This is a genomic window from Mycobacterium pinniadriaticum, assembly GCF_026242045.1.
GTDB classification, from domain to species: Bacteria; Actinomycetota; Actinomycetes; order Mycobacteriales; family Mycobacteriaceae; genus Mycobacterium; species Mycobacterium pinniadriaticum.
Genome location: NZ_JAPJDO010000006.1, coordinates 108,742 through 128,837, shown reverse-complemented (window position 1 = coordinate 128,837; position 20,096 = coordinate 108,742). Strand labels below are relative to the sequence as shown.

The window sequence follows — 20,096 nt, the reverse complement described above, 5'->3', positions numbered from 1 at the left end:
GGTCTTTCCACACTCACGGCACTTGACAGAACGACACATCGCAATCCCTTTCAACGACGAGTCGGCACTCAGGCCAGACTCAAGAACAGTTTTTCCAGTTCCTCGACGGTGAGTTGGCTTCCACCAGTCGACTGATCGCCGGATCCATCCAGGCAGTCCCGCAGGCCGGTGGCGATGATCGTGAATCCGGCACGGTGCAACGCCTTTGACACCGCGGCGAGTTGGGTGACGACGTCCTTGCATCCGCGGCCGTCCTCGATCATCCCGATGACGCCACCGAGTTGACCGTGAACGCGGCGCAAGCGGTTCAGTGTCGCCGTTACGGCGGCATCGCACGACGGCTGCTCATCGTTCATCGCCATTTCCTCACCCCTCTCGGTGCACTCGTTACTGTATACCATACCCCCTATGGTATATGTTCTAGGAGCAGATGGACGACGTACAGGTCTGAGATAGGACATAGGTGAGGACGATGCCCTCGATAGTCGGGTTCTTGAAACGGTTCTGGGTGGTCGTGGTGGTGGTGGTGGCCCTGGTCGCCGCTATCGCCGTCGTGAGTCGGATTCGAACCTTCTTCGACTCGGACAAGCCCTACGTCGCCGCTCCGCTGCCGGCAGACGTGATCGAGCCGATCAACGTCAAGCGGGTGACCTATGAGATCGTCGGACCCCCAGATGCTTCCGGCCGGGTCAGTTACCTCGACGTCAACGGCAAGACCATCGAGGCAGGCTTCACCGAATTGCCGTGGTCGGTGACCGTGAGCACCACCGACCCGGGGGTGCTGGCCAACGTGGTCGCCCAGGGCGACACCGACGCATTGGGCTGCCGGATCCTGGTCGACGACAAGCTCGTCGCCGAAGACTTCGCCGACGGCCGCGACGCCCAGGCCTTCTGTCTGGACAAGGCCGCATGAGCGCGCACGGCTCGGACTCAGACACCCGCACGCGCATCCCCAGCACTATCCGGGCACTCGCGGTCCCGATCATCCTCGTCTGGGTGGCCTTCACCGCCGCCGTCAACCTGCTTGTCCCCCAGGTGGAGAAGGTCGGTATGGCCAATGCCGTGTCGATGTCGCCGCAGGACGCGCCCTCGGTGATCGCCGCCAAGCGGATGGGCGAGAAGTTCGGCGAGTCCACGTCCGACAGCATCGCCATGGTCGTTCTCGTGGGCGACCAGCCCCTGGGCGACGAGGCGCATCGCTACTACGACACTCTGGTGGGCAAGTTCAACGCCGACAAGAAGCACGTGGAGCACGTCCACGACTTCTGGGGCGACATGATCACCGCCGCAGGGGTACAGAGCAGTGACGGCAAGGCCGCCTACGTCCAGCTCAACCTCGCCGGCGACCAGGGCAGCACCGAGGGCAACCACTCGGTCGACGCCGTCCGCAAGATCATCGACGAGACGCCGCCACCAGCGGGTCTGCACGCCTACGTCACCGGCCCGGCACCGCTGACCACAGACGCGCTGGAGATCGGCGACAAGAGCATGATCAAGATGACCGTCACCACGATGATCGTCATCACCATCATGCTGGCCCTGGTCTACCGATCGGTCAGCACCGTGCTGTTGATTCTCGCGATCGTCGGCATCGAGATGGGTTCCGCCCGAGGGGCGGTGGCGGTGGTCGGCCACCTCGGGATCATGGACTTCTCGACGTTCTCGGTTCCGCTGATGACGGCCCTGGCGATCGCAGCCGGCACCGACTACGCGATCTTCCTGATCGGCCGGTATCACGAAGCCAGACAGAACGGCGAGGACCCGGAATCGGCTTACTACAGCGCATTCCACGGCGTCGGCCACGTCATCCTCGGCTCGGGCCTGACCATCGCCGGTGCCATGCTGACATTGCGCCTGACCCGCCTGTCCTACTTCAGCTCGCTGGCCTACCCGTCGGCGATGGCCCTGATCATCGTCGTCGCGGCCGCGATGACCGTCGCCCCCGCCATCCTGGTCGTGGCCAGCCGGTTCGGTCTGCTGGATCCCAAGCGGATGATGAAGACGAAGGGGTGGCGCAAGGTCGGCACCGCGACGGTCCGCTGGCCCAAACCGATTCTGGCCGCGGCGACCAGTGTGGTGCTGCTCGGCCTGCTGGCCATGATCGGCTACAAGACGAGCTATGACGACCGCCGCTACATCCCTGCGGACGTGCCCTCCAACGTCGGCTACACGGCGGCCGAAAAGCACTTCAGCACAGCCCGACTCAATCCGGACATCATGACCATCGAGTCCGACCACGACATGCGCAACCCCACCGACATGATCGTCCTCGACCGCATCGCCAAGGCACTGTTCCGGATCGAGGGCATCGCGATGGTGCAAAGCATCACCCGACCGCTGGGCTCCCCCATCGCACACAGCTCCATCCCGTACCAGATCAGCATGTCCTCGGTGCCGATCACCCAGAACCTGCAGTTCTTGAAGCAACGGGTCGGTGACATCAGCAAGATGAGTGACGACATGAGCACGATGATCGCGTCGATGAACCGGATGCAGGCGCTCATGGTGAAGTTCTCTGACGCGATGCACACCACCGTCGGGTCGGCCAACGGCATGGTGGACTCGGCGCACCGCAGCGTCGACGATATGAACGCCATGAAGGCGACTCTGGACGAGATGCGGGACAACATCGCCAATTTCGACGACGAGGTCCGCCCGTTCCGCAACTACTTCTACTGGGAGGAGCACTGCTTCAACATCCCGGTGTGCTGGGGCATCCGGTCGGCGTTCGACGCGATGGACGGCGTCGACAAGTTCAGCGACAACATGGGCGCGCTGCAGACCGACATGACCGCGATGGTCGACGGCATGGACAAGATGGTCAACGGCATGGGCGACATCGATGCGCTCGTTCCCCAGATGGTGGCGCAGTTCCCGCCGATCATCGCGACCGCCACCGCGATGCAGAACACCCTGCAGACCATCCACAGCAGTTTCGACGGACTCATCGAGCAGATGCAGCAGATGACCGACACGGCAACGGCGATGGGTGAAGCCTTCGACGCGTCCAAGAGCGACGACTACTTCTACCTACCGCCGGAGGTGTTCTCCAACCCCGACTTCCAGAAGGGTCTGAAGCTGTTCCTGTCACCGGACGGCAAGGCGGCCCGGCTGATCGTTACCCACGACGTGAATCCCGCCTCTGAGGAGGGCATCTCGGTTGTCGACGATCAGCTCACGGCGGCGCACGAGGCCATCAAGGGCACCGCGTTGGCCGGGTCGGACATCTACCTGACGGGTACCGCGGCCACGTACCGCGACGTGCAGGCGGGCGCCAAGTACGACACGATGATCGCCGCCTTCGCCGCTCTGACGCTGATCTTCATCGTCATGCTGATCATCACGCGCGCATTCGTGGCGTCGATGGTGATCGTCGGTACGGTGGTGATCTCACTGGGTGCCGCGTTCGGCCTGTCGGTGTTCATCTTCGAACGGATCGTCGGCATCGAACTGAACTGGATCGTGCTGGCGTTCGCCGTGATCATCCTGATGGCCGTCGGCAGCGACTACAACCTGTTGCTGGTGTCGCGGTTCAAGGAGGAGATCGGGGCGGGCATCAACACCGGCATCATCCGGTCGATGGGCAGCACCGGAACCGTGGTGACCGCCGCCGGCCTGGTGTTCGCCTTCACGATGGGCTCGATGATCTCCGGTGACCTGCTCAACGTCGGTCAGGGCGGCATGACAATCGGAATCGGGTTGTTGCTCGATACGTTGATCGTGCGATCACTGATGACACCGTCGATCGCGGCCATCCTCGGTCCATGGTTCTGGTGGCCGCTGAGGGTCCGCCAACGCCCGGCCTACAGCGAGCGGATGCACGCAATCTCACCCAAGCCGGAAAGCAGCGAGCCCGAATCCGGCGACGACGCCGAGGTGCCGGCCCAAGCCTAGTCCTGGCCGGCTTCGGTCTCGGCCAGTTCACGCTTCCACTGGCGGAAGGTCTCCTCGGTGCGGCCGCGCCGCCAGTAGCCGGAGATCGAGGCCCACCTGGCGTCGACGCCGCGCTCCTTGCGGATGTAGGGCCGCAGGTTGTGCATGACGGCCTGGGCTTCCCCGTGGATGAACACCTGGGCCTGGCCCGGCAGCCACGGGGCGGTGGTGACGGCCTCGACCAGCGGCGCGTTGTCGCCGGCCCGGTCGTCACCCACGAGATCGGCGCGCCCGCCGCGGTAGATCCAGGTGACCTCGACCGATTCCGGTGCGGCCAAATCGATTTCATCCTCTGGCCCGGCGACCTCGATGAAGGCCTTCCCGATCGCGTTGGACGGCAACGCTTCCAGGGCCGCGCTGATCGCGGGCAGGCCGGCCTCATCACCGGCGAACAGATGCCAGTCGGCCCTCTTGTCGGGCGAATACGCACCGCCGGGACCCATCAGATAGATGGTGTCCCCCGCTTGGGCGGCCGAGGCCCACGGCCCGGCCACCCCGTGGTCACCGTGCACCACGAAGTCGACGGTGATCTGACGCGCCTCGGGGTCGACCCGGCGCACCGTGTAGGTGCGCACGGTGGGCTGCTGCTCGGGCGGCAGCTTCTTGAAACTGTCCAGCGTCAGTGGCCGCGGCAGAGCCGCGACGTCGACGTCGTCGCGCACGAACACGAACTTCACGTAGGAGTCGGTGAACTCACCGGGCGTGAACGTGTCGAAACCGGTGCCACCAAGCACGACGCGCACCATATGCGGCGCCAATCGCTCGGTGCTGACGACCTGAAATGTGTGAAGTGGTCGACCCGCCACATCGCCTCCCGACGAGAATCGTTAGCCAACCGCCCCGACTATACGTTCCGGACCGGGCGCCAGGTCGGCTACCTCGGTGGAGCCGCATTGCGGACCAGCCGCCAGCAGCCGTCCTCACGGCGGGCCAAACCCGCGATCTCCAGCATCGCCAGCGGTCCCAGTACCGCGGTCGGCGGCAGGCCGGAGGCCACCGCGAGCTCGTCGACACTGCGCACACCGCGGCCCGGCAACGCCTCGTAGACCTGTTTCTCGGCGTCGCTCAAACCATCCAGCGGCCCGACGGGCCGAGGCTGCTCCTGCGCCAATTCGCCTGCTCGCCCGACCAATTCGACGACCTCCTCGGCACGGGTCACCAACTCCGCACCGCTGCGCAACAGAATGTGGCAGCCCGCCGACGAGGCCGAGGTGACCGGGCCCGGGACCGCACATACCACCCGCCCCAGCGCCCTGGCCCACGCCGCGGTGTTCGCCGCCCCACTGCGGACGCCCGCCTCGATCACCACGGTCGCCCCGCCCAGCGCGGCGACCAGGCGGTTGCGGGTCAGGAATCGGTGCCGAGCCGGCCTCACCCCGGGCGGGTACTCCGTCAGCAACAGGCCCGAACCGCTGATCCGATGCAACAGGCACGAATGCCCCGCCGGATACAGAATGTCGATACCGCCGGCCAGCACAGCCGCCGTCAGCCCCTCGGTCGCCAACGCCGCGCGGTGCGCTGCCCCGTCGATCCCGTAGGCACCGCCGGAAATCACTCCGACGTCGTGTTCGACCAGTCCAGCGGCAATATCGGCGGCAACGTGCTCGCCGTAGCCGGATGCGGCGCGAGTGCCCACGATCGCCGCCGACCGCTCGGCGAGCTCGTCGAGCCGGGCCGGGCCGATCGCCCACAGCGCCAGCGGCGGTCCACCCTGTGGGCGCTCCCGCACGGCCGCCCCGCCGAAGGCGGTGAAGGCCAACACGGGCCACTCGTTGTCGTCCGGGGTGATCAGCCGGCCGCCGCGACGCTCCAACATCTCCAAATCCGCTTCGGCCGCGTCGATATCGCGCCGCGCGGCCGTGCGTTCGCGCAGCCCGTCGCTCACCTCGCCGCCGGCGACCCGGTAGGAGGCTTCCACCGGTCCCACCTCGGCGACCAGAGCGGTGATCTCGTCGCACGGCGGTTCGGCCACCCGGGACAAATACGCCCATGCCAACGTCCTGACGTCATCGGTCACGGCTTTGCTCCTCCCTGGCGGAAGCTCAATGCCACCGCCACGTCGTCGACATTCGGCATCGTGCGCCCGGCCAGATCGCCCAACGTCCAGGCGACCCGCAACGATCGGTCCACGCCTCGGATGCTGAGCACGCCGCGTTCCAATGCCGTCTTCAGGGGCGCCATCGCGGTGCTGTCGAGCCGGAATTTTCGCCGCAGCACCGACCCGGTCACCTCGGCGTTGGTGGTGAACCCGTACTGGCGCCAGCGCTCGGCGGCCGCGGCCCGTGCCTGCGCGACCCGTTGGCGCACCGCCGCCGTGTTTTCCGGCGCCTCCGATGCAAAGGCCCCCGCCCGCACGGTGTGCATCTGCACCCGCAGGTCCACCCGATCCATGAGTGGACCCGACAGCTTGCCGAGATAGCGACGTTTCTCCAGTGATGTACAGATGCAGTCTTTGGGGTCGGTTTTCGCGCAGGCGCAGGGATTGGCGGCCAACACCAGCTGGAAGCGCGCCGGATATCGCGCCACACCGTCGCGTCGCGCGAGTCGAATCTCGCCGTCTTCCAACGGTGTTCGTAAGGATTCCAGAACGCTGACCCGGATCTCGGCACACTCGTCGAGAAAGAGCACGCCGCGATGCGCGCGGCTCACCGCACCAGGACGGGCCATCCCCGACCCACCGCCGACCAGCGCCGCCACGCTCGACGAGTGGTGCGGGGCGATGAACGGCGGCACGGTGATCAGCGGCGTCGCCTCCGAGAGCAGGCCCACGACGGAATGGATCGCGGTCACCTCCAGCGCCTCACTTTCGTTCAGTTCCGGCAACAGCCCCGGAAGGCGCTGGGCCAGCATCGTTTTCCCGACTCCGGGCGGCCCGGTCAGCATCAGGTGATGCGCCCCGGCGGCAGCCACCTCGACGGCGAAGCGGGCATGGGTCTGCCCGACCACATCAGCGAGGTCGGCGATGGGTGCGGGCTGCGGCATCGGCGCATGGACGCGCTCGTCGAGCGCGGCCTTCCCCGCGAGCCAGCCCTGCAGTTGCCGCAACGTGTGGACTCCAAGGACCTCGATGCCGTCGACGAGGCTGGCTTCGGGCAGATTAACGAACGGCACCACGACGGTCGGCCAGCCCTGTTTCTTGGCGGCCAGCACCGCAGGCAGCACGCCGCGCACCGGCCGGATGCGCCCATCCAGGGCCAACTCTCCCAACAGCACGGTCTTCTCGAGGCGATCCCACGGGGTCTTGCGGCTCGCCGACAGCACAGCCGCGGCGATGGCGATGTCATAGAGCGAGCCCGTCTTGGGCAGGGTTGCCGGGGACAGCGCCAGGGTCAGCCGCGATTGCGGCCAGTCGTTGCCGCAGTTGGTGATTGCCGCACGGACCCGGTCGCGGGACTCCCGCAATGCGGCGTCGGGCAGCCCGACCAGGTACACGCCGGGCAGCCCCGAGCTGATGTCGGTCTCGATCTCAACGATTTCGCCGTCCAAGCCGCGCACGGCGACGGAGTAGGCCCGTCCCAGTGCCATCAGCCGACCCCGCGCAGGTGGGTGATCTCCGGGGTGCGCTGCCGACCGATGCGTACACCGATCACGTCGATGCGGATCACCGCCCAATGCTGGTCCTGCGCAGCCAGCCAGATCCCGGCGAGTCGGCGGATGCGGCGGACCTTCGTCGGCGTGACGGCCTGCTCCCAACCGCCGAACCCGTCGCCGGTGCGGGTCTTCACCTCCACGAACACCACCGCGCGCTCATCCGCGACGGCGATCACGTCGAGTTCGCCATACCGGCAACGCCAGTTGCGGGCCACGATCCGCAAGCCCAGCGAGCCCAGGTGCTCGACTGCCAGCTGCTCCCCCAGCGCACCGAGCTGGTTGCGCGTCAACGTCGTCATGGGTGCAGCCTCTCCGCAGCGGCCGACACACATCGACACTCATCGGCCTGAAGGCCTGCAACATGGTCCACTTGTCCCCAGACCTGCGCTCATCCACAAGCCAGCCTTGGATCCCGGGCACGGATACCAATAGTTGGTATCGTCTGGGCCGTGGGTAAGAACACGTCGTTCAGCCTCGACGCGCACTACAGCGCATTCATCGAGGCGGAGGTCGCATCTGGCCGCTACCGGTCAGCCAGCGATGTCATACGCACCGCACTGAGGTTGCTCGAGGATCGCGAGACACGTCTGCTCGCATTGCGCCGAGAACTCATCGCCGGCGAACAAAGCGGCGATTCGGCAGCGCTGGACTTCGACGAATTCATCGCACGAAAACGCGCTGAGGAACCCCGCCACCGGTGAGGTCCTACGTGCTGTCGCCGGCAGCCCGTGCGGACCTGGAAGAGATCTGGGATTACACCAGTGAGCGCTGGGGTGCGGATCAGGCTGAGGAGTACGTACGCGAAATTCAGCGTGCCGTTGAACGCATTGTGGACAACCCGCTGATCGGACGGGCCTGCGATGACGTACGCCCCGGCTACCGAAAGCACCCCGTTGCATCCCACACGCTCTACTACCGTTTCGGGGGCAACGTGATCGATGTCGTGCGCATACTCCACCAACGGATGGATCTCGACCGGCGCCTGGACTGACTTACGCGGTCACGACGCCAAGTGGGCCGCGGGTCGGCGATGCACCACCCGCCCGACGGCCGCACACGTCCGCGTGAACGTCGCCACCGGAGTCGCCCTGAATCCGCCGTCGTCACCGACAGACGGGACATCCTGGCCGGCACCCGATTCCACCCCGTACAGGACACTCCATCCGACTGACTCGTTGTCCTCGGAATGGGCGACCACCAGCGTGTCCCCCGCTGACATCTGGTCGAGCAATGTCTCGAGCGCGTAATCGGGCTCGGTAAGCACGACCACCGGCTCGGCTCCCGCCTCGGTCAACCGGGTGACACGCTCGCGCAGCCCGGCCTGCTCGTCGCCGGCCGCCAGCAGAATCTGCAGCAGCATCTTGTCGCTGGACCTGTCCCGATGTACCGCACCGACTTTGGTGCGGACCCACATGCCCCGCACCAGGCCCTCGAGATGCTCGACGACAGGCGGCAGCGCACGCCGGTCCACATGAAGCCGCGCGGACAGGCACGTCCGGTAAGCCCCGCGGGCTTCGGCCATAGTGCCGGCACCGCCGGCGCATCCGCTCGGAACGCCCCGGAAAGTGATCTGGGGCCGGTTGTCAGGGTCGTAGCGAAAGATCACATGATCGGTCATCTCAGCTCGCCTCCCTTCTGGGTGTTCGTTCCCCCATCGTGATCGTGACACGTTGCCGCGCAGGCAGATACAGTTCCACGCGCACCGGCCCACGCGGTCGCCGGAGCAACGCCGCCACTGCCCGGATCATGCCGGGACCACCGCGGAACGACGCTGCAGTGCCACCGATACGGTCAGTACCACGAGGCCGATGACGGCCAGCGCGGCGCCTGCCGCGGCCGGCGCGGTGTAGCCATAGCCGACCGCGATCACCAGTCCGCCGATCCAGGCCCCCGATGCGTTGGCGATGTTAAGAGCGGAGTGATTGAGCGCGGCGGCCAGCGTCTGGGCCTCGGCCGCGACGTCCATCAGGCGGGTCTGCAGCGCGGGCGCGAGCCCCGCTCCGCTGGCGCCGATGCCGAACAGCAGCAACATGGCGGTGAACGGGTTGTGCGCGGCCGCGACGAAGACCGCCAGCACCGCCGCCAGCGATGCCATCGACACGTACAGGCCGCGGACCACCGACCGGTCGGCCATCCGGCCGCCTGCGAAATTGCCGACCACCATCCCGATCCCGAAGACCATCAGTCCCACCGGAACCCAGGAGCGCGACACGCCCGAAACGTCGGTCAGGGTGGTCGCCACGTAGGTGTAGACGGCGAACATGCCGCCGAAGCCGACCATCCCGATCACCAACGCGAACCACACCTGCGGGCGCCGCAGCGCCCCCAGTTCGGTGCGGGTGCTGGCGGTGGGCGCCGCGGTGAGGTCGGGCAGCCAGGTCCAGATGGCGACCAACGTCACCAATCCGATGACGACCACCAACGCGAATGCGCTTCGCCAGCCGAACAATTGGCCGAGCCAGGACGCGAGTGGCACACCGACCACCGTCGCCACCGTCAGCCCGGTCATCACCTGGGCAACCGCCTTCGCCCGTTGTTGTGGGCCCAGCAGCTGGGCGGCGACCAGTGCCGCGACCCCGAAGAAGGCCCCGTGCGGGAGACCGGCGAGGAACCGCGCCCCGATCAGGATTCCGTAGGTCGGTGCCAGGACGGTGAGCACGTTGCCGATGACGAACAGTGCCATCAGGCTCAGCAGCACGACCTTGCGGTTGAACCGCGCGGTCATGGCGGCGAGCACCGGCGCCCCGACCACCACACCGAGGGCGTAGGCGGAGATGACGTGGCCCGCGGTGGGCTCGGAGATGTGCAGTCCACCGGCGATCTCGGGCAACAACCCCATCGCGACGAACTCGTTGGTGCCGATACCGAATCCACCGAGCGCCAGGGCCAGGATGGCCACCCGCGAGTGCGGTGCGCGCGGGGTGGGAGGCACCGCAAGTGCGGCGGGCCGGGAAGTGACAGTCACGGGAGCTATCGACTTTCTGTGCGGTGGCGGTTGCTGCCGCGCTGCAGCGCTCGATCCCGGTACCGACCCTACCGCCGCTTTCATCGCCCTTCCAACCCACTTATGTCCTAATGCGGCAAAAGTGACGGGCGTCTCTACCGCTTTCAGTCATCGATGGATCTTGGTTCAATGGAAAGGTGCCGGTCACCAGGCGTTCTGCCGCCCCCGCTACGGCAGGGGAAGTTTTCGCGCTGATTCGCGACGGGGTGGCCACCACGCGCGCCGAGATTCGCGAACTGACCGGGCTGTCCAGGACGGCCGTCGGCAGCCGGATTTCAGCGCTGGCCCGCCGCGGACTGGTCTCCGAAGGCGAAGAGGGCCCGTCGACGGGTGGCCGGCCGCCCGCGCTGGTCCGATTCAACGCCGAAGCCGGAGTTGTGCTCTCTGCGGCGATCGGCCGCAGCCGCACCCGGCTGGCGGTGTGCAACCTCGCCGGCGATATCCACGCCCTGACCGACATGGACTCCGAGATCCGCATCGGCCCCGACGACCTGATGCCCGACCTGGTCAAACGGCTCGAAGTGCTGCTCGACGAGACCGGCCGGCCCACGCGCGACGTCCTAGGCGTCGGGGTATCGCTGCCCGGCACCGTCGACCAGCAGCGCGGCTGCAGCCTGGCGTCGCCGGTGATGAGCGGTTGGGACGGGGTTCCGCTGGAGCCCTACTTCCGCAAGCTGACCTCGGCGCCGATCGTGCTCGACAACGACACCAATGTGCTGGCGCTCTCCGAACGCCGCAGCCCGCTGAAGGTCCACAACGACCTGCTGCTGATCAAGGCATCGACGGGACTGGGGGCCGGGATCGTGGCCGGTGGCATCCTGCAGCGCGGGGCGCTCGGCGCCGCCGGCGAATTCGGCCACAACAGGACCGCGGCGGCGGCTGGCATACCGTGCCGCTGCGGCGACACCGGCTGCCTGGAGGCCATCGCCGGCGGGTGGGCGCTGGTGCGCACTCTGCAGGAGCAGGGCCGCGACGTCACCCACATCCGCGATGTGGTGGAACTGGCCAACCACGGCGACAGCGAGGTCCGCCGACTGCTGCGCGAAAGCGGCCGTCACGTCGGCGAGGTCATCGCCGCCGCGGTGAACCTGCTGAACCCCGAGGTCCTCGTCGTCGGCGGCGACATGTCCGGCGCCTACGACGTCTTCGTGGCCGGGCTGCGAGAAACGTTGTACGGCAACGCAACCGCGTTGGCCACCCGCCACCTTCAGGTCGTCCCGTCCACCTATGGCGACAAGGCCGGCAACATCGGCAGTGCGGCGCTGGTGTTGGAGCAGATCCTGTCCGCCGACGCCATCGACGCCGCGCTGCGCTGAGCTACTCGGGCAGCCGCAGTTCGGGCTTCTCCACCTCTTCGATGTTGACGTCCTTGAAGGTGATCACCCGGACCTGCTTGACGAACCGGGCGGGCCGATACATGTCCCATACCCAGGCATCGGTGAGCCGCAGTTCGAAGTAGACCTCGCCGTCGGTGTTGCGCGGCACGAGCTCGACACTGTTGGCCAAGTAGAAGCGACGCTCGGTTTCCACGACGTAGCTGAACTGCCCCACGATGTCCTTGTATTCGCGGTACAGCGAGAGCTCCATCTCGGTCTCGTACTTTTCGAGATCTTCGGCACTCATCGGCTCAGCGGTCCTCTTTGTCGTCTCTTCGGGATGTTATCCATCTTGACTCACACGTGATCGTCGCGTGCGACTGGCACCTCATCACCGCGCCGCGGTGGTGGGCACTCGACCACCATCTCCGTACCACCCACACGGGCGACCCGCCGGACATTGATGTAGGAAAACCGGTGCTGGCGGCACGGGCCGAGGTCGCTGAGCGCCGCGCTGTGCGCGGGGGTGCTGTATCCCTTGTGATCGGCGAACCCGTAGCCCGGGTGTTCGTCGTCCATCGCCACCATCAGGCGATCGCGGCTGACCTTGGCCAGCACGCTGGCCGCTGCGATGCAGGCCGCCGCCGCATCGCCGCCTATGACGGGCAGCGACGGCATCGGCAGCCCCGGCACCCGGAAACCGTCGGACAGCACATAGCCGGGGCGCACCGACAAACCCGCCACCGCCCGGCGCATGCCCTCGATGTTGGCCACGTGCACGCCCCGGCGGTCGACCTCGGGGGCCGGGATGAACACCACGTGATAGGCCAGGGCATAGCGGCGGATCAGCGGAAACAGTTCCTCGCGGCTCTTCTCGGTCAGCTTCTTGGAGTCGTCGAGTGCGGACAGGCTTTCGAATCGATTCGGCCCGAGTACGCACGCCGCCACCACCAGCGGACCGGCGCAAGCACCGCGGCCGACCTCGTCGACCCCCGCCACCGGGCCCAAACCGCCTCGGTATAAGGCGGATTCGAGTGTGCGCAAACCGGATGACTTGCGGATCACCGTCCGCGGTGGCCACGTCATCGCGGGCACGGTCAGCCTTGCTGCGGATCGTACGAGGACACACCACCCCACCGAGACGGCGGCCACGCGATGAACCGCGCCTTACCGATGACGTTGCCCACCGGCACAGTGCCGGCCATCGGGTCACCGGTGCACAGAATGCCCTTCTGGGCGTCCTCGGGCGTGCTGGTGCAGTGGGCGCGCGAGTCCGCCGAATGGGTGCGGTTGTCACCCATCACCCACAGCCGGCCCTCGGGCACCTTGACCGGACCGAACTCGTTGCCCAGGCACGGGTAGACCAGCGGGTCGGCGTTCATGACCTGCGCGTTGAGGTAGGGCTCCTTGAGCGGCTTGCCGTCGACCGTCAACCCGGTGTCCGCGCGACACTCCACCGTTTGACCGCCGACCGCGATGACCCGCTTCACCAGATCGTTCTCGTCCGGCGGGACGAATCCGACATAAGACAGCGTGTTCTCCATGAACCGGATCACGGGGTTGTCCGAGCGGATGGACTTGTATCCCACGTTCCAGTTCGGGGGGCCTTTGAAGACGACGACGTCGCCGGGCCGCGGGTCGCCGAAGCGGTAGGTGACCTTGTCGACCATGATCCGGTCGCCGACACATCCGGCGCAGCCGTGCAGGGTGGGCTCCATCGATTCCGACGGGATCAGGTACGGACGAGCGATGAAGGTCAACATCACGTAGTAGAGGACCAGTGCGATACCGACGAGGATCGCGCCCTCGCGCAGCGCCGACCGCTTCTTTTCGCCGCCCGCCGCGTCAGCGCCAGATTGATCCTGCGTGGGGGCGCCTTCAGCGGTGGTGTCGTCCGGAGCGTCCGTCGCGGTGACGGATTCCGGTGTGGCGTCGTCCGAGTCCCTGTTGTCGGTCACGTGGCTAGCGTAGCCAGCCCAGCTGACTGCTCACTGCCACCCACATGTCGAAGCTCAGCGCTTCTCCTTGATCTTGGCCTTCTTGCCCCGCAGCTCGCGCAGGTAGTACAGCTTCGCGCGGCGCACGTCACCGCGGGTCACGACCTCGATGTGGTCGATGTTGGGCGAGTGCACCGGGAAGGTCCGCTCGACGCCGACGCCGTAGCTTTCCTTGCGCACGGTGAAGGTCTCGCGGATGCCGCCGCCGGAGCGACGCAGCACGACACCCTTGAAGACCTGGATGCGGTGCTTGTTGCCCTCGATGACCTTCACGTGGACATTGATGGTGTCCCCGGGGCTGAAGGTCGGGATGTCGTCGCGCAGCGACGCCTGGTCGACGAAGTCCAGCGTGTTCATCGGTGACACTTCCTTGTAGTTCGCGGCGCAGCCAACTTACCTGCGCAAACGCGCTGGCAGTCGCCGGGCCGATGGATTTCGGGCACGTGGTGTTTGGCGCAGCAGGCGGAAAGGGACCGGCCCGCGCGGCAACTGCTCAATTGTGCCAGATGCACCGCGAGCAGTGAAATCGCGCGACCCGCCGAGGTCACGCTGGTGTATCGGCCAGCTAACCGCGCGGTGTAGAAAAGGTACGGTTAACCTGAATACGTCGGGCGGCGACGCGGCAGGCCCACAAAACTGCGTTCCACCAGTCCTTCGAGGAGATCGTCATGCGACGGCGTATGTCGATGCTGGTCACCGGCACCGCGGCGGTAGTGACCGGCGTGCTCGTCGCGGCATCCTCCGGCCAGGTGAACGCCGGCCCGAGCGAGTATGACCCTCCGGTCAACCTGCTCTCTGCTGACCCGAACGGCATCCCGCAGGCGCCCGCGCTGGCTCCGCTGCCCGAGGCGCCACCGGATCCGACGATCGGCCTGGATGTGCGCGCCAAGGCCGCCGCCTCCGACGCCGCCAACAGCGGTGCCGACATCAGCTTCACGGTGCTCGACCGCAAAACCGGGCAGACCGTGTCCGGCGGGGACGGCGCGCCCTTCCCGATCGCATCGGTCAGCAAACTGTTCATCGCCGACGATCTGCTGCTGCAGGTCGCGACGGGACAGCGTCAACTCTCCCCCGACGAGCAGCAGTCCTTCGATGTGATGTTGAAGTCCTCCGACGACAGCGCCGCCCAGGTGTTCTGGAGCGAGAGCGGCGGCAGTTCGATCATCAAACGGGTGACCGCGCGGTACGGATTGGCATCAACCAGCACGCCCTACGACGGCAACTGGTGGAACACCATGAGCACCACCGCGGATCTGGTGCATTACTACGACATGCTGCTCGACGGCGCGGGTGGGCTGCCGGCCGCTCAGGCCGCCGTCATCCTGGGCGACCTGTCGCGATCGACCCCCACCGGCACCGACGGCTATCCACAGCGGTTCGGCATTCCCGACGGGCTGTTCGCGGAACCCGTTGCGGTCAAACAGGGTTGGATGTGCTGCTGGAACGGCGGCAACTGGTTGCACATGTCCACCGGGGTGATCGGGCCCGACCATCGCTTCGTGATGGCGATGGCCTCATTGCAGCCGGTCGATGACGCCACCGCGCGTAACACCATGACCCAGGCCGTCAAGACGATGTTCCCCGGCGGGCGGATCTAGCAGCGTCACTCATCCAGCAGGTCGGACCTGCGCTCGCGGGTGCGCTGCAGTGCCTGCTCGTGGCGCCAGGCGGCGACCTTGGCGTGGTCACCGGAGAGCAGCACCTCTGGTACCGGCAGGTCGCGCCAGACCGGCGGCCGGGTGTAGCTGGGGCCCTCCAGCAGACCGGCGTTGTCCGGCGAGTGTGAATCATCTTGGTGGGAGCGTGGATTGCCCATCACGTTGGGCAGCAGCCGGACCACCGCCTCGATCATCACCAGCGCCGCCGCCTCACCGCCGGCCAGCACGTAGTCACCGATGGACACCTCTTCGACCCGCATTCGCCTGCGCGCGTCGTCGGCGACCCGCTGGTCGATGCCTTCGTAACGGCCGCAGGCGAACACCAGGTGCGACTCCCCCGTCCAGCGCTGGGCATCACTTTGGGTGAACAGTCGGCCCGCCGGCGTGGGGATGACGAGGAGTGTCTCCGCAGTGCAGATCTCGTCGATCGCCTCACCCCAGACCGGGGCTTTCATCACCATGCCGGGTCCGCCCCCGTACGGGGAATCGTCGACGGAGTGGTGGACATCGTGGGTCCATCGGCGCAGATCGTGTACCGCGAAATCCACGATGCCCGCCTCGATGGCCTTGCCGGGTAGCGACTGTCGCAGCGGGTCGAGGTAGTCGGGAAAGATCGTGACGACGTCCACGCGCATGTCAGTGCGCGCCGTCCAGGTCCAAAAGCCCATCGGGCGGATCGATTTCGACGACCCGATCGGCCAGCGACACCGATGTCACGATCGCGCCGACGAACGGCACCAAGACTTCGCCACCGTCCGCGCCGCGGATCGCCAACAACTCACCGCCGGCGGTGTGCAGCACCTCGGCGACCTCGCCGACGGCACGACCGTCGACGGTGCGTACCGCCAGCCCTTCGAGCTGATGGTCATAGAACTCGTCGGGGTCCGCGATCGGGGGCAGGTCGGCGGAGTCGACGACGAACAGGTTGCCCCGCAACGCGTCAGCCGCTGTGCGATCGGACACCCCGCGCAGCCGCACCAGCAGGCGGCCGCCGTGCGGGCGGGCCGCCTCGACGACGACGTCCTGGCCACCGGCACCCCGGGAAGGCTTGAGGTGCAACCGATTACCCGGGGCGAACCGCTCGTCGGGGTCGTCCGTGCGGACGTCGACCACCAGTTCGCCGGTGATCCCGTGAGCTTTGGCCACGCGCCCGACGACGAGCTCCATGCTCAGTCCAGGGCCTACTGGTCGGTGTCCACCACGTCGACGCGGATACCCCGGCCGCCGATACCGGCCACCAAGGTGCGCAACGCGGTCGCGGTGCGACCGCCGCGGCCGATCACCTTGCCGAGATCATCGGGGTGAACGTGGACCTCAACGGTGCGTCCGCGCCGGTTGGTGACCATGTCGACGCGAACGTCGTCGGGATTGTCGACGATCCCGCGGACCAGATGCTCGACGGCGTCAACGACGACCGAGCTCATTCTGCGGCGGCCTCAGCTTCGGCAGCCGGCTCAGCCTCGGCGGCGGCCGGCTCGGCCTCGGCTGCCTCGGCCTTCTTGGCGGGCGCCTTCTTCTTCTTGGGCTGAGCGGCCTCGCCGGACGGCGCACCATCGGCCTCGGCCAGCGCGGCGTTGAACAGGTCGAGCTTGCTGGGCTTGGGCTCCTTGACCTTCAGCGTGCCCTCAGCACCCGGCAGGCCTTTGAACTTCTGCCAGTCACCGGTGATCTTCAGCAGATTGAGAACCGGCTCGGTGGGCTGGGCCCCGACGGACAACCAGTACTGGGCACGCTCGGAGTCGATCTCGATCAGGCTCGGCTCTTCCTTGGGGTGGTAGCGGCCGATGACCTCGATCGAGCGGCCGTCACGGCGGGTGCGCGCGTCGGCGACAGCGATGCGGTACTGGGGGTTGCGGATCTTGCCAAGCCGGGTGAGCTTGATCTTGACAGCCATGAACTAACTCCTGTGGGTAATCACGCTGCAATTCAGCGATACCGGCGGATTGCCGGATCCGGTTTTGCCTCGCGTGCGTGACCAGCCGACGACCGTGGTCGCGGGTCGGACAGCCGCTCATTGTGCCAGATTGCGCTGGTCAGGTGTTAATCGAGCGGTTCAGGCCGGCAGGCCGCACGGATTCCGCGGCTGAGGTGGTTGTGGGGGTGTCGGGGCGTGCCGTCCCGCCGTGGTCAACGCACAGGTTGCGGCCACCCGCCCCGACGGCCCTGCATACCGCAGTCGTCGTCATCACTGCGCGGGTGAGAACTCGCACCGTGACTCGCAGACCGTCCATGTTGGCCCCTTCCACCCTCGGTACGCCGCTTGCGGACAGCGGTTACTCAAGGAATTCGGAGCCGGCGAGGGAACGGATCGGTGCTCGTCGGACGTTGGTGGTGCTCGCGGCTCAGGTCAGTGGCAGTTCGGCGAACGGCCGGGTGGTCGGCTGCGACGAACCGGTGCCCGGCTCGACGGTGAACGCCAGCGCGCGTGCGCTCCGAAGATCGGGCAATACCGCAGTGGTCGACGCGCCGACATCGTCGCGCCCCATCGTGCCTGCCGAGCGGGGCTCCTGGCCGCCGAGCAACCACATCTGGTAGACGCTGCCCGGAGGGGGCGGATTGACGTCGTTCATCACCAGAACCGCCGCGTTCTTGTCGCGCGAATACACGACAGTCGCGACGCCGCCGGACGGGATGGGCGCGCTGACCGTATGGATGTCAGGCGCGTTGATCACCTGTTCGGCAGTCGACCGTTGCGGCGGCGGCCGCAATGCCAACCCCACACTGACCGCGGCCAGGGCCACCACCAATACGCTCGCTGCTGCCAACAACAGGGTTGTGCGCCTACGTTTTTCGATGTTCGGCACCGGTGCGACCGCGGCCAGTAGCCGCTCGCGCAACTCCGGTGGCGGCTCGGCGCTCGTGCTGGCCGACAACGCGGCCATCGTCTCGCGCACTGCTCGCACTTCGTCGTGGAACTGTTCGGCCAGGGCAACGGACGCAGCGTCGAGACGCCGCTCGATATCCGCACGCTCAGCGTCGGACACGGCGTCGAGGGCATACGGGGTGGCCAACGCCAACAATTCGAAGTCCGCAGGACCGGTCATGACACCCCCAAACACGTGCGCAAGCCGCGCAGCGCGTCACGCATCCGCGACTTGACTGTCGGCAGGGTCGCGGCCAACTGCTGGGATACCTCGGCATAGGTCAAGCCGCGGTAATAGGCCAATTCGATGCATTCGCGCTGAAGGTCGGTCAGTGACTGCAGGCAGTCTGCCACCCGCCGGGCCTCCTCGCGCTGGATCGCGGTTTCGACCACGACATCGGCCGACGGTTCACCGCTGGCGGCGCCATAGTGCAGGTCTCGCCGGGTGGCCGCTTCCTCGCTGCGCACCCTGTCCACCGCGCGACGATGGGCAAGCGTCATGAGCCACGCCAGCGCCGAACCCGCGGCGGGATCGAACTGTGCGGCGCTGCGCCACACCTGAAGATAAACCTCCTGGGTGGTCTCCTCGCTGTAGCCCGGGTCGCGAAGGAGCCGCAGGATCAGCCCGTACACCCGTGTACGGGTCCGGTCGTAGAAGGCGGCGAAGGCGTCGGTATCACCACGGCCGACCAGGCACAGCAACGCATCGAGGTCGCTGCCGGATTGCGGCGGTGCACTCATCGAAGCGAAGCGTAGTGGGTCGGGTCGCTCATCCGCCCCGAGTTGACCGATCCGCCGGCGACGGCTGTCGACGTCCCGGGGGCAGGCGAGCAGCTGACACTGAGCCCGGCTTCCTGACACACAAGGGATTCGAAACCGGCGAGGCCGTGGATGGCTGGGGTTCACGGCCGTCGAGGCCTCGATTTTCGACCAAATCTGGCTGCCGACCAATCCGCGGCGCGTCCGCCTCCGAATCCCAGTCGTACATCACGAAGGCGGCACCTCGCCGTCGACGACACGGAGGAGAAATACGTCAATGAACATTCAACGCGAACTCGCGGTGGCGGTGGCGACGACGGCCCTGGGTGCGGCTGCCGTCATGACGATCTCGACCGGCGTTGCCGGCGCCGAGATGACCAGCGACCTGGTCGGCCCGGGGTGCGCGGGGTACGCCATGCAGGTGCCCACCGGTCCGGGCTCGGTCGCCGGTATGGCCCACGACCCGGTCACGGTTGCCGCGTCGAACAACCCGCTGTTGACCACGTTGACTGCTGCGGTGTCCGGCAAGCTCAATCCGAACGTGAACCTCGTCGACACGCTGGACGGCGGACAATTCACCGTGTTCGCGCCGACGGACGCCGCGTTCGCCAAGCTGCCGCCGTCCACCATCGACGCGCTGAAGTCCGACTCCGCCGCCTTGACCGACATCCTGACTTACCATGTCGTGCCCGGTCAGCTGAGCCCGGCGGACGTGGACGGCTCGCATCCAACGGTGCAAGGCGCACCGGTGACCGTGACCGGCTCGGGCAATGACCTCAAGGTAGACGGCGCCTCGGTGGTGTGCGGCGGCGTCCGCACCGCCAACGCGACGGTGTACCTGATCGACACCGTGCTGACCCCGCCGGCCAGCTGATCCTGACGGCGTCGCAGGGAATCGGGCCGGAGCGCGGATGGCGGCACAGGACGACGCCGCCGTCGCGCCCGAGAATCCCTGCGGCGCCGGCATCAGCCGTT

The 20,096-nt window shown here is 67.0% G+C and carries 24 protein-coding genes; 7 read left to right on the top strand and 17 right to left on the bottom strand.

Going from position 1 to position 20,096, the window contains the following annotated elements:
• Positions 1-68 precede the first annotated feature (68 nt).
• Positions 69-362 (bottom strand): metal-sensitive transcriptional regulator, encoded by a 294-nt coding sequence (locus ORI27_RS09520; RefSeq protein WP_265996641.1) that lies wholly within the window; start codon positions 360-362, stop codon positions 69-71.
• A gap of 110 nt (positions 363-472) precedes the next feature.
• Between ORI27_RS09520 and ORI27_RS09515 the strand changes: the two genes are divergently transcribed.
• Positions 473-913 carry an MmpS family transport accessory protein gene (locus ORI27_RS09515; RefSeq protein WP_265996507.1) on the top strand — a complete coding sequence of 147 codons (441 nt, stop codon included), beginning with the start codon at positions 473-475 and terminating at the stop codon, positions 911-913.
• Positions 910-3,894: an MMPL/RND family transporter gene (locus ORI27_RS09510; RefSeq protein WP_265996506.1), complete on the top strand. Its 2,985-nt coding sequence runs from the start codon at positions 910-912 to the stop codon at positions 3,892-3,894. The genes ORI27_RS09515 and ORI27_RS09510 overlap by 4 nt, the downstream gene beginning before the upstream one ends.
• Here ORI27_RS09510 and ORI27_RS09505 read toward each other — a convergent pair.
• From ORI27_RS09505 to ORI27_RS09490, 4 genes are all read right to left on the bottom strand, one after another.
• A complete protein-coding gene (locus ORI27_RS09505; RefSeq protein WP_265996504.1) occupies positions 3,891-4,739 on the bottom strand; it encodes a siderophore-interacting protein in 849 nt (282 codons plus the stop codon). The genes ORI27_RS09510 and ORI27_RS09505 overlap by 4 nt on opposite strands.
• A 68-nt stretch (positions 4,740-4,807) precedes the next feature.
• Positions 4,808-5,980: a DNA-processing protein DprA gene (gene dprA, locus ORI27_RS09500; protein WP_407666270.1), complete on the bottom strand. Its 1,173-nt coding sequence runs from the start codon at positions 5,978-5,980 to the stop codon at positions 4,808-4,810.
• Positions 5,947-7,458 carry a YifB family Mg chelatase-like AAA ATPase gene (locus ORI27_RS09495; RefSeq protein ID WP_265996502.1) on the bottom strand — a complete coding sequence of 504 codons (1,512 nt, stop codon included), beginning with the start codon at positions 7,456-7,458 and terminating at the stop codon, positions 5,947-5,949. The genes dprA and ORI27_RS09495 overlap by 34 nt, the downstream gene beginning before the upstream one ends.
• Positions 7,458-7,823, bottom strand: a complete 366-nt coding sequence (locus ORI27_RS09490; protein ID WP_265996501.1) for a YraN family protein — start codon at positions 7,821-7,823, stop codon at positions 7,458-7,460. The genes ORI27_RS09495 and ORI27_RS09490 overlap by 1 nt, the downstream gene beginning before the upstream one ends.
• 150 nt (positions 7,824-7,973) lie before the next feature.
• On the opposite strand from ORI27_RS09490, the gene ORI27_RS09485 reads away from it, so the two are divergent.
• The gene (locus ORI27_RS09485) at positions 7,974-8,225 is read left to right on the top strand and encodes a type II toxin-antitoxin system ParD family antitoxin (RefSeq protein ID WP_265996500.1); all 252 of its coding nucleotides are present in this window, start codon (positions 7,974-7,976) and stop codon (positions 8,223-8,225) included.
• Positions 8,222-8,515 carry a type II toxin-antitoxin system RelE/ParE family toxin gene (locus ORI27_RS09480; RefSeq protein ID WP_265996499.1) on the top strand — a complete coding sequence of 98 codons (294 nt, stop codon included), beginning with the start codon at positions 8,222-8,224 and terminating at the stop codon, positions 8,513-8,515. The genes ORI27_RS09485 and ORI27_RS09480 overlap by 4 nt, the downstream gene beginning before the upstream one ends.
• 9 nt (positions 8,516-8,524) lie before the next feature.
• On the opposite strand, the gene ORI27_RS09475 is transcribed toward ORI27_RS09480, so the two are convergent.
• The gene (locus ORI27_RS09475; RefSeq protein WP_265996497.1) at positions 8,525-9,142 is read right to left on the bottom strand and encodes a hypothetical protein; all 618 of its coding nucleotides are present in this window, start codon (positions 9,140-9,142) and stop codon (positions 8,525-8,527) included.
• A 126-nt stretch (positions 9,143-9,268) separates the two neighbouring features.
• Positions 9,269-10,489, bottom strand: a complete 1,221-nt coding sequence (locus tag ORI27_RS09470) for an MFS transporter (RefSeq protein WP_407666257.1) — start codon at positions 10,487-10,489, stop codon at positions 9,269-9,271.
• A gap of 176 nt (positions 10,490-10,665) precedes the next feature.
• Here ORI27_RS09470 and ORI27_RS09465 point away from each other — a divergent pair, with 176 nt between their 5' ends.
• Entirely contained in the window at positions 10,666-11,844 is a 1,179-nt protein-coding gene (locus ORI27_RS09465; RefSeq protein WP_265996496.1) for an ROK family protein, read from the top strand.
• A 1-nt stretch (position 11,845) separates the two neighbouring features.
• Here the strand turns inward: ORI27_RS09465 and ORI27_RS09460 are convergent, their stop codons facing one another.
• The 4 genes from ORI27_RS09460 to rplS are packed head-to-tail and all read right to left on the bottom strand — an operon-like array spanning position 11,846 to position 14,198.
• The gene (locus ORI27_RS09460; protein ID WP_071946215.1) at positions 11,846-12,151 is read right to left on the bottom strand and encodes a DUF2469 domain-containing protein; all 306 of its coding nucleotides are present in this window, start codon (positions 12,149-12,151) and stop codon (positions 11,846-11,848) included.
• 50 nt (positions 12,152-12,201) lie between these two features.
• Positions 12,202-12,930 (bottom strand): ribonuclease HII, encoded by a 729-nt coding sequence (locus ORI27_RS09455; protein WP_265996494.1) that lies wholly within the window; start codon positions 12,928-12,930, stop codon positions 12,202-12,204.
• Between the two features lie 11 nt (positions 12,931-12,941).
• Complete coding sequence (lepB, locus tag ORI27_RS09450; RefSeq protein WP_265996493.1) at positions 12,942-13,802, bottom strand: signal peptidase I; 861 nt, start codon at positions 13,800-13,802, stop codon at positions 12,942-12,944.
• 54 nt (positions 13,803-13,856) lie between these two features.
• Positions 13,857-14,198, bottom strand: a complete 342-nt coding sequence (gene rplS / locus ORI27_RS09445; RefSeq protein ID WP_265996492.1) for a 50S ribosomal protein L19 — start codon at positions 14,196-14,198, stop codon at positions 13,857-13,859.
• A gap of 311 nt (positions 14,199-14,509) precedes the next feature.
• Between rplS and ORI27_RS09440 the strand changes: the two genes are divergently transcribed.
• Positions 14,510-15,439, top strand: a complete 930-nt coding sequence (locus ORI27_RS09440) for a serine hydrolase (RefSeq protein ID WP_265996491.1) — start codon at positions 14,510-14,512, stop codon at positions 15,437-15,439.
• A gap of 5 nt (positions 15,440-15,444) precedes the next feature.
• Here ORI27_RS09440 and trmD read toward each other — a convergent pair whose 3' ends face one another.
• The 6 genes from trmD to ORI27_RS09410 all read right to left on the bottom strand — a co-directional run bounded on the left by trmD (position 15,445) and on the right by ORI27_RS09410 (position 19,103).
• Positions 15,445-16,134 (bottom strand): tRNA (guanosine(37)-N1)-methyltransferase TrmD, encoded by a 690-nt coding sequence (trmD, locus tag ORI27_RS09435; RefSeq protein ID WP_265996490.1) that lies wholly within the window; start codon positions 16,132-16,134, stop codon positions 15,445-15,447.
• Position 16,135: 1 nt separating this feature from the next.
• Entirely contained in the window at positions 16,136-16,666 is a 531-nt protein-coding gene (gene rimM / locus ORI27_RS09430; protein ID WP_265996489.1) for a ribosome maturation factor RimM, read from the bottom strand.
• Between the two features lie 14 nt (positions 16,667-16,680).
• Positions 16,681-16,923, bottom strand: a complete 243-nt coding sequence (locus ORI27_RS09425) for an RNA-binding protein (protein ID WP_003928628.1) — start codon at positions 16,921-16,923, stop codon at positions 16,681-16,683.
• Complete coding sequence (gene rpsP / locus ORI27_RS09420) at positions 16,920-17,393, bottom strand: 30S ribosomal protein S16 (protein WP_265996482.1); 474 nt, start codon at positions 17,391-17,393, stop codon at positions 16,920-16,922. Before rpsP ends, ORI27_RS09425 begins: the two co-directional genes overlap by 4 nt.
• Before the next feature lie 448 nt (positions 17,394-17,841).
• On the bottom strand, positions 17,842-18,543 hold the full coding sequence (locus ORI27_RS09415; RefSeq protein WP_265996481.1) for an anti-sigma factor: 702 nt from the start codon (positions 18,541-18,543) through the stop codon (positions 17,842-17,844).
• Positions 18,540-19,103, bottom strand: a complete 564-nt coding sequence (locus ORI27_RS09410; RefSeq protein ID WP_265996480.1) for a sigma-70 family RNA polymerase sigma factor — start codon at positions 19,101-19,103, stop codon at positions 18,540-18,542. Before ORI27_RS09410 ends, ORI27_RS09415 begins: the two co-directional genes overlap by 4 nt.
• 358 nt (positions 19,104-19,461) lie before the next feature.
• Between ORI27_RS09410 and ORI27_RS09405 the strand changes: the two genes are divergently transcribed.
• Complete coding sequence (locus ORI27_RS09405) at positions 19,462-19,995, top strand: fasciclin domain-containing protein (protein ID WP_323055591.1); 534 nt, start codon at positions 19,462-19,464, stop codon at positions 19,993-19,995.
• Positions 19,996-20,096: the final 101 nt, after the last annotated feature.